The 12,175-nt window shown below is 42.5% G+C and carries 7 protein-coding genes, 2 tRNA genes, 3 rRNA genes and 1 pseudogene; 7 read left to right on the plus strand and 6 right to left on the minus strand.

What is annotated here, in order from left to right; translation table 11 throughout:
• Positions 1–7: 7 nt before the first annotated feature.
• The gene (locus tag DS737_RS02415; RefSeq protein WP_005086724.1) at positions 8–1,231 is read right to left on the minus strand and encodes a diguanylate cyclase domain-containing protein; all 1,224 of its coding nucleotides are present in this window, start codon (positions 1,229–1,231) and stop codon (positions 8–10) included.
• A gap of 5 nt (positions 1,232–1,236) precedes the next feature.
• Complete coding sequence (locus DS737_RS02420) at positions 1,237–1,698, minus strand: YfiR family protein (protein WP_004640879.1); 462 nt, start codon at positions 1,696–1,698, stop codon at positions 1,237–1,239.
• 566 nt (positions 1,699–2,264) lie between these two features.
• On the opposite strand from DS737_RS02420, the gene DS737_RS02425 reads away from it, so the two are divergent.
• The 7 genes from DS737_RS02425 to DS737_RS02455 all read left to right on the plus strand — a co-directional run bounded on the left by DS737_RS02425 (position 2,265) and on the right by DS737_RS02455 (position 10,157).
• Positions 2,265–3,802: ribosomal RNA gene (locus DS737_RS02425) — 16S ribosomal RNA — on the plus strand.
• A 59-nt stretch (positions 3,803–3,861) separates the two neighbouring features.
• A tRNA-Ile gene (locus DS737_RS02430) sits at positions 3,862–3,938 on the plus strand.
• 70 nt (positions 3,939–4,008) lie between these two features.
• Positions 4,009–4,084 (plus strand) — tRNA-Ala (locus DS737_RS02435).
• A 331-nt stretch (positions 4,085–4,415) separates the two neighbouring features.
• Positions 4,416–7,307: ribosomal RNA gene (locus DS737_RS02440) — 23S ribosomal RNA — on the plus strand.
• Positions 7,308–7,482: 175 nt separating this feature from the next.
• Positions 7,483–7,597, plus strand: a 5S ribosomal RNA gene (rrf, locus tag DS737_RS02445).
• The 16S, 23S and 5S rRNA genes sit together here with 2 tRNA genes alongside, the layout of an rRNA operon.
• 117 nt (positions 7,598–7,714) lie before the next feature.
• The gene (locus DS737_RS02450; RefSeq protein ID WP_113996676.1) at positions 7,715–8,791 is read left to right on the plus strand and encodes an AI-2E family transporter; all 1,077 of its coding nucleotides are present in this window, start codon (positions 7,715–7,717) and stop codon (positions 8,789–8,791) included.
• A 202-nt stretch (positions 8,792–8,993) separates the two neighbouring features.
• Complete coding sequence (locus DS737_RS02455) at positions 8,994–10,157, plus strand: acyl-CoA dehydrogenase family protein (RefSeq protein ID WP_113996677.1); 1,164 nt, start codon at positions 8,994–8,996, stop codon at positions 10,155–10,157.
• Positions 10,158–10,174: 17 nt separating this feature from the next.
• Here DS737_RS02455 and DS737_RS02460 read toward each other — a convergent pair.
• The 4 genes and pseudogenes from DS737_RS02460 to DS737_RS02475 all read right to left on the minus strand — a co-directional run bounded on the left by DS737_RS02460 (position 10,175) and on the right by DS737_RS02475 (position 12,148).
• Positions 10,175–10,580, minus strand: a pseudogene (locus DS737_RS02460) (hypothetical protein).
• A gap of 65 nt (positions 10,581–10,645) precedes the next feature.
• Complete coding sequence (locus DS737_RS02465) at positions 10,646–11,155, minus strand: GNAT family N-acetyltransferase (RefSeq protein WP_113997945.1); 510 nt, start codon at positions 11,153–11,155, stop codon at positions 10,646–10,648.
• A 1-nt stretch (position 11,156) separates the two neighbouring features.
• Positions 11,157–11,540, minus strand: a complete 384-nt coding sequence (locus tag DS737_RS02470; RefSeq protein ID WP_113996678.1) for a DUF2750 domain-containing protein — start codon at positions 11,538–11,540, stop codon at positions 11,157–11,159.
• 8 nt (positions 11,541–11,548) lie between these two features.
• Complete coding sequence (locus tag DS737_RS02475) at positions 11,549–12,148, minus strand: TetR/AcrR family transcriptional regulator (protein WP_099949214.1); 600 nt, start codon at positions 12,146–12,148, stop codon at positions 11,549–11,551.
• Positions 12,149–12,175: the final 27 nt, after the last annotated feature.

Below are 12,175 nucleotides of genomic sequence, written 5' to 3' on the forward strand. Positions count from 1 at the left end.
ACATATCCTAATTTTCTGGTTTATAAAGAAACCAATGAGGGTTTAAGTTTTTAGCTTTATACATGGCTTGATCAGCTTGCATGACCAAATCTTCTGGGTTTTCAGCGAACTGGGAGAAAGCAATTCCCAAACTAAAACTGAAATGAATGGATTGACCATTAAAGTCTAAAGGTTCTTTGCAACTTGCAAGTATGGTGTCTGCAATTGTCTCTAAATGTTCTGCTTGGTGAATAGCATGAAGAATGATAGCAAACTCATCTCCACCTAAGCGTGCAATGAAGTCTTCATGGCGAACAGAGAGTTTTAAGCGAGATGCCATTTCAGTTAAAACAGCATCGCCAGCCAAATGACCATATTGATCGTTGATTGCTTTGAATTTGTTATTATCTAAAAATAACAATGCTGAGTTGTGACGATACTGAGGATTATCAAAAATATTATTCAACTCATCATAAAAGTAATGACGATTAGGTAAACCTGTTAATTGATCATGGTGTGCTTGAAATGATAGTTGATGGTTCTCTTTTTGAAGATGTGTATGCCAAATTTGAATTTCCTCAAGTAGCTCATTAAAAACAGTGTTTAAATTTTGAAATTCACGGATATGATTGTTTGGGAAGCGTAAATTATATGCTTTTTGGTCACTCACCAGTTGTGCAATGTGAGTGAGTGGCTTGATCGCTTGCATGATCTGACGGTAGGTTAGATTGACTGACCACAATAAGGCGATCACGATAAAAAACATTGAAATGGCTAATCCAATGATAATGGTTTTAAGAAAATGCAAAATATTTTCAGAGCTGCCATAAAGTACGAGTTCACCGACCTGCTTTTTATTATGAATTACTGTGAGTTGAACAGGATCATGTAAGAACCAATTGTCGAGCAAATCTTGCAAAAAAGAGGTGTATTCAATGGTTTTACTACTTTCTGCAAGCAACTGCTTTTGAGCGTCATAAACATGGATGCTGCGGATGGCGTGACTTGTGGTGTAATCGGAAAGAATTTGATCTATGGTTCCTTTATCTTTAAACACCACAGCAGGTTGAATTCGTTCAAGGACTGTTTGACTCAATAATTGAAGATTCTGCTTTGCATAAGTTTCCATGGTAAACATTGAAATCGTGGCAAAGGTAAAAGAACAAATAAAAAAAGTAATCGCAAAAATAGTAAATTGAGACTTACGGAATAAAGCATGTAATGAAGTTGATTGATATAAACTTGAAATCACGTTGATCACTCCGTGTTTTTTGCCAAGAGTAGAACACGTGGATCAATGTGAACTTTGGAGGCACTTAAAGCATCCAGATTCACTTTAAATGAAGAAAAAGTCTGACGACTATACAAGCAGAAAATACTTCCAATCTCGCATGCGGGATTATTCGTACTTAATGAAAGTAACGAGCGAGAAGGGTGTGCTTGAATAAGATTTTGTTGTTGTTGTGGTGTAGTCGTAGAAAAATAAACAACATTACAATCGGTTTTTGTGAAATCTTTCGTCGCTATTGCTTGCACTTGATAGTCATACGCAAGTTGACGAATATTGACTTGAAATTGAGATGCAGCCTCATTGTTATCTAAAACACAAATGGTTGGGCGTGTTGTATTCGGCCATTTGCTATAACTTAATATAGATAGCGTTAACTCATAAAAACTATGGCTCGAAATGGCATGACTAAACGGACTAATAGAAATCAAACCTATTAGCCATAAATATTGAGCTTTCCTAAAAATACACCGTCTTTTCAATCAAAAATGCCAAAAAATGTGAAGCAAGAAACATATTCTACTTTACTTAATTGTTTAAAAATAGCTCTTAAAGACAAAGAAAAAGTATTAAAAGTAACTGGTGCGTTCAAAAAACGTTCACTTGATAATAAAAATTAGAGGAGGGTGTTGCATTGGGTGGGAAATGCTGTAGAATGCACATCCATCGGCGGTGATGCGGATAAAAACTTGTTGATAAACAAGGATTTGGCTTTAGTGGTTAGATTTTTGGGTTGTTTGATAAGTTTTAAAAATATCTAAATTACCTGTTGACTTTTAAGAGATTGAGAGTAATATAGCCGACCTAGCTTGATGATGACGAATCATCGAGAAGATCATTAAGAGAATAGAAGAACAACTTGTGTGGATTTTTACTGGTTGATCAATCGAAAATATTTCATTGATTGAATGGTAGAAATTACTCGAAGTTTATTTGAGAAATTAATGTCAGAAAATTGATGAGCCAAGATTTGTAGCCATAAGCTACTAATGATTTTAAACTGAAGAGTTTGATCATGGCTCAGATTGAACGCTGGCGGCAGGCTTAACACATGCAAGTCGAGCGGGGAAGTGTAGCTTGCTACATTACCTAGCGGCGGACGGGTGAGTAATGCTTAGGAATCTGCCTATTAGTGGGGGACAACATTCCGAAAGGAATGCTAATACCGCATACGTCCTACGGGAGAAAGCAGGGGATCTTCGGACCTTGCGCTAATAGATGAGCCTAAGTCGGATTAGCTAGTTGGTGGGGTAAAGGCCTACCAAGGCGACGATCTGTAGCGGGTCTGAGAGGATGATCCGCCACACTGGGACTGAGACACGGCCCAGACTCCTACGGGAGGCAGCAGTGGGGAATATTGGACAATGGGCGGAAGCCTGATCCAGCCATGCCGCGTGTGTGAAGAAGGCCTTTTGGTTGTAAAGCACTTTAAGCGAGGAGGAGGCTACTCTAGTTAATACCTAGAGATAGTGGACGTTACTCGCAGAATAAGCACCGGCTAACTCTGTGCCAGCAGCCGCGGTAATACAGAGGGTGCGAGCGTTAATCGGATTTACTGGGCGTAAAGCGTGCGTAGGCGGCTGATTAAGTCGGATGTGAAATCCCTGAGCTTAACTTAGGAATTGCATTCGATACTGGTCAGCTAGAGTATGGGAGAGGATGGTAGAATTCCAGGTGTAGCGGTGAAATGCGTAGAGATCTGGAGGAATACCGATGGCGAAGGCAGCCATCTGGCCTAATACTGACGCTGAGGTACGAAAGCATGGGGAGCAAACAGGATTAGATACCCTGGTAGTCCATGCCGTAAACGATGTCTACTAGCCGTTGGGGCCTTTGAGGCTTTAGTGGCGCAGCTAACGCGATAAGTAGACCGCCTGGGGAGTACGGTCGCAAGACTAAAACTCAAATGAATTGACGGGGGCCCGCACAAGCGGTGGAGCATGTGGTTTAATTCGATGCAACGCGAAGAACCTTACCTGGTCTTGACATAGTAAGAACTTTCCAGAGATGGATTGGTGCCTTCGGGAACTTACATACAGGTGCTGCATGGCTGTCGTCAGCTCGTGTCGTGAGATGTTGGGTTAAGTCCCGCAACGAGCGCAACCCTTTTCCTTATTTGCCAGCGGGTTAAGCCGGGAACTTTAAGGATACTGCCAGTGACAAACTGGAGGAAGGCGGGGACGACGTCAAGTCATCATGGCCCTTACGACCAGGGCTACACACGTGCTACAATGGTCGGTACAAAGGGTTGCTACCTAGCGATAGGATGCTAATCTCAAAAAGCCGATCGTAGTCCGGATTGGAGTCTGCAACTCGACTCCATGAAGTCGGAATCGCTAGTAATCGCGGATCAGAATGCCGCGGTGAATACGTTCCCGGGCCTTGTACACACCGCCCGTCACACCATGGGAGTTTGTTGCACCAGAAGTAGGTAGTCTAACCGCAAGGAGGACGCTTACCACGGTGTGGCCGATGACTGGGGTGAAGTCGTAACAAGGTAGCCGTAGGGGAACCTGCGGCTGGATCACCTCCTTAACGAAAGATTGATGGCCGGTAAGAATCCACAACAAGTTGTTCTTCGAAGATGTATCTGAGGGTCTGTAGCTCAGTTGGTTAGAGCACACGCTTGATAAGCGTGGGGTCACAAGTTCAAGTCTTGTCAGACCCACCACTACTGACGAAGTGATGAATAATCACAAGCTGCTAGATTAAAAGATATGTCGTTCATTATGATTAAAGCTGGGGACTTAGCTTAGTTGGTAGAGCGCCTGCTTTGCACGCAGGAGGTCAGGAGTTCGACTCTCCTAGTCTCCACCACTAAAGATTACAGAATTTAGTAAGTTAAAGCTTATTAACTTCTGTGATTTATCACAGTTTACTGCAAGCTGACGAGGCTGTAGTTAATCATTAACAGATTAGTAGAATTGAGTCTGAAATAAATTGTTCACTCAATTCATTCGAAAGAATGAAATTGAGAACTAGCAAAAACACTGAATCAAGCGTTTTGGTATATGAATTTAGATTGAAGCTGTACGGTGCTTAAGTGCACGAGGCAACAAACTGGATGAGAGCGATGTGAGTTGAAAAACAAACATAGCAATCTGTCCTAACCTTACTTGTAAGGGTTAGCGACTGTTTGGGGTTGTATAGTCAAGTAATTAAGTGCATGTGGTGGATGCCTTGGCAGTCAGAGGCGATGAAAGACGTGATAGCCTGCGAAAAGCTCCGGGGAGGCGGCAAATATCCTTTGATCCGGAGATATCTGAATGGGGGAACCCACCCGCTATAAGGCGGGTATCATAAGCTGAATACATAGGCTTATGAAGCGAACGAGGGGAAGTGAAACATCTCAGTACCCTTAGGAAAAGAAATCAATTGAGATTCCCTTAGTAGCGGCGAGCGAACGGGGATCAGCCCATTAAGTTGTGTGTGTTCTAGTGGAACGCTCTGGGAAGTGCGAACGTAGAGGGTGATATTCCCGTACACGAAAGGGCACACACAATGATGACGAGTAGGGCGAGGCACGTGAAACCTTGTCTGAATATGGGGGGACCATCCTCCAAGGCTAAATACTCCTGACTGACCGATAGTGAACCAGTACCGTGAGGGAAAGGCGAAAAGAACCCCTGTGAGGGGAGTGAAATAGATCCTGAAACCGCATGCATACAAGCAGTGGGAGCACCTTCGTGGTGTGACTGCGTACCTTTTGTATAATGGGTCAGCGACTTATATTCAGTAGCGAGGTTAACCGCATAGGGGAGCCGTAGAGAAATCGAGTCTTAATAGGGCGTATAGTTGCTGGGTATAGACCCGAAACCAGGCGATCTATCCATGAGCAGGTTGAAGGTTGGGTAACACTAACTGGAGGACCGAACCCACTGTCGTTGAAAAGCCAGGGGATGACTTGTGGATAGGGGTGAAAGGCTAATCAAGCCTGGTGATAGCTGGTTCTCCCCGAAAGCTATTTAGGTAGCGCCTCGGACGAATACCATTGGGGGTAGAGCACTGTTTCGGCTAGGGGGTCATCCCGACTTACCAAACCGATGCAAACTCCGAATACCAATGAGTACTATCCGGGAGACAGACTGCGGGTGCTAACGTCCGTAGTCAAGAGGAAAACAATCCAGACCGCCAGCTAAGGCCCCAAAATCATAGTTAAGTGGGAAACGATGTGGGAAGGCATAGACAGCTAGGAGGTTGGCTTAGAAGCAGCCACCCTTTAAAGAAAGCGTAATAGCTCACTAGTCGAGTCGGCCTGCGCGGAAGATGTAACGGGGCTAAAACTATGTGCCGAAGCTGCGGATTTGACTTTAAGTCAAGTGGTAGGGGAGCGTTCTGTAAGCCGATGAAGGTGTATTGAGAAGTATGCTGGAGGTATCAGAAGTGCGAATGCTGACGTGAGTAACGACAAAACGGGTGAAAAACCCGTTCGCTGAAAGACCAAGGGTTCCAGTCCAACGTTAATCGGGGCTGGGTGAGTCGACCCCTAAGGCGAGGCCGAGAGGCGTAGTCGATGGGAAATTGGTTAATATTCCAATACTTCTGTGTAATGCGATGAGAGGACGGAGAAGGTTAAGTCAGCCTGGCGTTGGTTGTCCAGGTGGAAGACAGTAGGCATGCATCTTAGGCAAATCCGGGGTGCTCTATGCTGAGAGTCGATAGCAAGCTGTACTTGTACAGTGAAGTGGCTGATACCATGCTTCCAGGAAAAGTCTCTAAGCTTCAGTTACACAGGAATCGTACCCGAAACCGACACAGGTGGTCAGGTCGAGTAGACCAAAGCGCTTGAGAGAACTCTGCTGAAGGAACTAGGCAAAATGGTACCGTAACTTCGGGAGAAGGTACGCTGCTGACGGTGATGGGACTTGCTCCCTGAGCTATTGGCAGCCACAGAAACCAGGCCGCTGCAACTGTTTATTAAAAACATAGCACTCTGCAAACACGAAAGTGGACGTATAGGGTGTGATGCCTGCCCGGTGCTGGAAGGTTAATTGATGGGGTTAGCGTAAGCGAAGCTCTTGATCGAAGCCCCAGTAAACGGCGGCCGTAACTATAACGGTCCTAAGGTAGCGAAATTCCTTGTCGGGTAAGTTCCGACCTGCACGAATGGCATAATGATGGCGGCGCTGTCTCCAGCAGAGGCTCAGTGAAATCGAAATCGCTGTGAAGATGCAGTGTACCCGCGGCTAGACGGAAAGACCCCGTGAACCTTTACTGCAGCTTGACATTGAACTTTGACCTTACTTGTGTAGGATAGGTGGGAGGCTTTGAAGTTGGAACGCTAGTTCCAATGGAGCCGTCCTTGAAATACCACCCTGGTAATGTTGAGGTTCTAACTCTGTCCCGTTATCCGGGACGAGGACCATGTCTGGTGGGTAGTTTGACTGGGGCGGTCTCCTCCTAAAGAGTAACGGAGGAGTACGAAGGTGCGCTCAGCGTGGTCGGAAATCACGCGTAGAGTATAAAGGCAAAAGCGCGCTTAACTGCGAGACCCACAAGTCGAGCAGGTACGAAAGTAGGTCTTAGTGATCCGGTGGTTCTGTATGGAAGGGCCATCGCTCAACGGATAAAAGGTACTCTGGGGATAACAGGCTGATACCGCCCAAGAGTTCATATCGACGGCGGTGTTTGGCACCTCGATGTCGGCTCATCTCATCCTGGGGCTGAAGCAGGTCCCAAGGGTATGGCTGTTCGCCATTTAAAGAGGTACGCGAGCTGGGTTTAGAACGTCGTGAGACAGTTCGGTCCCTATCTACCGTGGGCGCTGGAAATTTGAGAGGATCTGCTCCTAGTACGAGAGGACCAGAGTGGACGAACCTCTGGTGTACCGGTTGTGACGCCAGTCGCATCGCCGGGTAGCTATGTTCGGAAGGGATAACCGCTGAAAGCATCTAAGCGGGAAGCCTACCTCAAGATAAGATTTCCCTAGGAATTTATTCCTCTAAAGAGCCGTTCGAGACTAGGACGTTGATAGGTTGGGTGTGGAAGCACGGTGACGTGTGAAGCTGACCAATACTAATTGCTCGTGAGGCTTGACTATACAACACCCAAACAGTTGTTGTATTCAAGATAAATTCAATACATAACTTGATTTAGTGTCAAAACTAGTTACAATACGACTCGATTAACTAATCCGTTAATAACTCTTTCGGTACTAAGTGGCATGAACTTAATAATAAGTTCAAAAGTAAGACCACCCAAAGCCAAAACAGTTTGCTGGCGACAATAGCAAGAGTGAACCACCTGATCCCTTCCCGAACTCAGAAGTGAAACCTCTTCGCGCTGATGGTAGTGTGGCACTTGCCATGTGAGAGTAAGTCATCGCCAGCTTTTAAATTCAAACACCCCTAACCTGACGGTTAGGGGTGTTTTTTATTGCAACGAGAAAAATAAATTGGGGAAAATTACGGTATAACTATTGGGGAAAAGATAAAGCGTGATGTGAATATGCAAAATAATAATCTTGGTTCTTGGCAATCTAGCCTACAGACATTGGTTTATATTTTATTGTTTTTAATTCTCTTTGGATGGTTGTTGAAAATTGGGCAAGGCTTTCTATTGCCAATCCTTGTTGCGACGATAGCGATGTATATCCTTATCACATTAAGCCATTGGCTTGTGAAGTTTCCCGTTTTGAAATCTACGCCAGAGTGGTTTAGAAGGATATTGGTATTAATTAGTTTTATCGTGGTTATGGTTCAGCTTATTAGTTTAGTGATTACAACTGGACAGAAAATTTTGGCCAAGATGCCAATCTATGAAGCGAATATTGAACAGGTTTTTTTGCATGTAAACGCGTATTTAGGGTGGAGTGATAGTCCGGACTGGCAAATCTTTAGAGAAATGCTGATGAGTCAGATTAATCTTCAAAGTCTAATTACTTCGACGCTTACTTCATTTAGTGCGCTGACAGGCATGTTTTTTGTCATCATTGTATATGCCTTATTTTTATTGAATGAGCGAGATCAGTTCGTTAAAAAATTAATGATTGCATTTCCAGATGGTAAAACTGAACAAACACGGTTATTGATTGCGGATATTAATAAAAAAATTAGTGAATACCTTGTCGTTAAGACACTTATTAATTTGATTTTAGCAACGATTTGTTTTGTTATTCTTTGGGCGTGTGGTGTGGAGTATGCATTATTTTGGGCTTTAATTATTGGTTTGTTTAACTATATTCCATACGTTGGTTCTTTATTCGGTGTGATTTTCCCTGTTCTAATGACATTGGCTCAAACTGGTTCGCTGAAATTAACTATTCTGGTTGCAATTCTATTGACGGTTGCGCAAATGTTTGTAGGAAATTTTCTAGAACCACGTATGATTGGTAAACAAATCAATTTATCTCCGTTTGTTGTTTTGCTTTCCTTGTCTTTGTGGTCTTCATTGTGGGGAATCGCAGGAGCGATTTTAGCAATTCCTCTTACTTCAATTTTTGTAATTGTTTTGGAAGCATTTCGATCTACTCGCCCATTTGCTATTTTACTCATGCAGAATCCGAAAAATTACGATCAATCATAACCGTGATAATAGGGCTTAGATACTTACTAATAGGATTTGGGCTCTTATTTCGGATAAATATCTCAACGTTTTTGATAAATCATTATGGATAAAATTGATGCATATTTTGCCAAGCGCTTGCTTGGTTTTTTCTTTTTTGATAAGGTAAAGCGCTTATAAATACTCTAATCGATTCAGAACTATTCAAGCCAGGAAGCAGAAAATGCAACTTAATCCGATCTACTATAATGAACAACACCAAGCTTTTGCGGACAATGTGCGTCGATTCGTGCAAAAAGAAATGGCACCATTTGTTAATGAATGGGATGAGGCTGAAACGTTTCCTCGAGAGCTTTATAAGAAAGCTGCTGAGATTGGATTATTGGGCTTAGGCTTTGGTGAAGAATATGGGGGTATTCCGGATGCTGATCCTTTTTATTCGTTACTCGCTGGTGTGGAAATGGCGAAAGCGGGTTCAGGTGGTGTGCATATTTCGTTGATGGTACATACCATCGGTGCTCCACCAATTCAGCATTTTGGAAGTGAAGAACTAAAAGCGAAAGTATTGCCAGATATTATTTCCGGCGAAAAGATTTCGGCTTTGGCAATTACTGAGCCTGGTGGTGGATCTGATGTTGCCGCTTTGCAGACCAAAGCAATTCGTGAGGGCGATTATTATATTGTTTCTGGTGAAAAGACCTTTATCACTTCTGGAATCCGTGCGGATTACTACACAGTAGCGGTGCGTACTGATCCCACTAAAACGGGTGCTGACGGTATTTCTATGCTACTGATTGATGCGCATAGTGAGGGCATTACTAAAACACCATTAAAGAAAATGGGATGGTGGGCATCGGATACCGCACACTTACATTTTGATCAAGTGCGTGTACCTGCATCGAACTTGCTGGGTAAGGAAAACTCTGGTTTTAAAGTGATTATGAATAACTTTAATATGGAGCGTTTTTTCTTGGGCGTGGTGGCTTATGGTTATGCGCTTGTCTGTTATGAAGAGGCGTTAGATTGGGCACAACAGCGCAAAACGTTCGGTAAACGTTTAGTTGACCATCAAGTGGTTCGTCATAAGTTGGTTGATATGGCAACGCAATTGACGACAACACGCGCTTTGCTTGAAGAAACGGCTTGGAAAATGACTCAACCACAATTACAGGGTGCTGATTTGGTTGCTCAAATTTCCATGCTCAAGAATGTCGCAACACGAACCATGCAGTTTTGTGCGGATGCTGCTGTGCAGACATTAGGGGGAATGGGCTTTATGCGAGGAACTAAGTCTGAGCGTATTTATCGTGAAGTGAAGGTCAATATGATTGGTGGTGGTGCGGAAGAAATTATGAAGGACTTGATTAGTAAGCAATTGGGTTATTGATCTTTATATGCGGGAGACTATTTTATTGATTCAATCCAATAGTCTCCTTTAGCTTCTGGATGAACAGCGATATACCAAAGTGAGGAATCTTTAGCGTATACGAAAAATTGAAACCCTTTATCCTGCATTTCCTTTTTTTGTACCTCAATTTACACTACTTATTTTAATTGGAATTGCACCTTGATCGATAAAATAGTCTAAGTCGGTTGGAGAGAAGGTAAATGAACCATGACCAATATTTAAATCAAGGTTATTTATTTCAATAATATTTTTTGTGCTTGGCGGTAAAATTGGAGGTAGCCAACCACGTTCAAAAGCATGTTCTGTTTGAGCATGCTGTAGATCTATAAATTTGGTTGTCACGATATCATTTGTACAACCGAACATTAGGCTGGAAAGTAGGATTATAATTGTACGTTGCATATATTCTGCTTATAAAATTGGCATCACTTTATTTGTTTATTTTAAAGCTTCAAATATTTCAATTACTAGAAGACTTGATATTTTTTATCTGTCCAATTCGAATTTAAAATCGCCCAACGCTCATGATCTTTCCATTCTTTACCACCAACACGTAAATATTGGCGTGAAAACCCTTCTTTAACAAAGCCTGCTCCTGCCACAAGACGAATGGAGGTGGAGTTTTCAGGTTGGATATTCGCTTCTAGTCGATGCAGGTTCAGTGTTTGAAAAGCTTCGTGTAAGACAAGTTGAAGTCCATGTCGCATATAACCTTGGCCTATATAAGGATAAAAGGCTTCATAACCTAAATAAGCTGAATGGAAGTGACCTCGAATAATATTCGAGATATTAAAGGTTCCTACAATTGCATGGTTCTCAGTTAAGCAGACAAAATAACGATGTTCTTGCTGTAGGTATTGTTCAAAATCTGTAGGAGGATATGTCCATGGTTGATGTAGATGAATACTATTTTGGTAGGCTTGTTTGATTTCAGCTAAATCGCTGAGTTGAGGCTTACGTAAATAAATATTTTCTATTTTATTCATATTGCTTTAGTTCATTTTCTAATTCTTCTTTTAAATCGAGAGGATCTATAATCCAAACGGTTGTTCCTAGATTAGGTAACACGCCTACTTTTAGACCGTCATTATTTAAATTTGGAAGCCATATTTCAAGAAAGGTATCTAACTGTATTCGTGATGGTTTAAGCGATGGGTAAACTTCATGAAAAGCTAATGCGTAGTCAGCATGGGGCCATACAGGTAAATATTCGAGGTCCTGCTGCGGAGTAATAATTAGGAAATTTTCATTATTGTCTTCTAGGATCCAAAGTTCCTCCCAATCACAAACTTTTGAAATAAAATGTTCATAACGTTGTTTGCTTGTTAACGCAAATACATTCTCTAGTTGTTTTGGATGCATTCGATAACTCATTTCAAAGCCATTTCCCAGACCATTTCCGTCAATTCATCAATTTTAACTTTACCTTCAGGTCGGTACCATGTGACTGTCCAAGAAATAGAACCACCGACTAAACGTCGCCAAATAAATGCATCATGTTTAACCTTGCCTAGAGCACGTAATTTTTCAATCACATCAAGCCAGATTTGCTCATATTCATTACGCATTTTCAAAAGGTATTCTTGTTTTTCTTTCGAGAGCGCAAACCATTCATGAACCAGCACCGCCATAGCCGCACCAGTATCACCAGTAATTGAAATCAATTCGGCTCTGATTAAATCACGCAATTGCTGTTCAGGATCATTTGAACGCTCAGCCGCTTCTTTAAGCCGCGCAAAGTTATAAATAATGGTTTGTTCCATCACCGTAGCAAGAATGTCATCTTTACTTTTAAAGTGATGGAAAAGACTACCTGATTGAATACCAATAAATTCACCAAGTTGGCGAACCGTGGTTTTATCATATCCTTGCTTATAAAATAGATAGGCGGCACCTAAGAGCAAACGTCCACGTGGGCTATCGTCAAAACATACGATTTTAGGTATTTGCTCAATTGAAGTTGCGATCATGCCTGTCAGTCTATCCCGTCTTATCAA

Source organism: Acinetobacter haemolyticus (assembly GCF_003323815.1).
GTDB lineage: Bacteria > Pseudomonadota > Gammaproteobacteria > Pseudomonadales > Moraxellaceae > Acinetobacter > Acinetobacter haemolyticus.

Coding starts and splice junctions, on each gene's coding strand:
- DS737_RS02450 (WP_113996676.1), top strand. CDS start 7,715: ATGCAAAATAATAATCTTGGTTCTTGGCAATCTAGCCTACAGACATTG.
- DS737_RS02455 (WP_113996677.1), top strand. CDS start 8,994: ATGCAACTTAATCCGATCTACTATAATGAACAACACCAAGCTTTTGCG.
- DS737_RS02470 (WP_113996678.1), bottom strand. CDS start 11,540: ATGCATCCAAAACAACTAGAGAATGTATTTGCGTTAACAAGCAAACAA.
- DS737_RS02475 (WP_099949214.1), bottom strand. CDS start 12,148: ATGATCGCAACTTCAATTGAGCAAATACCTAAAATCGTATGTTTTGAC.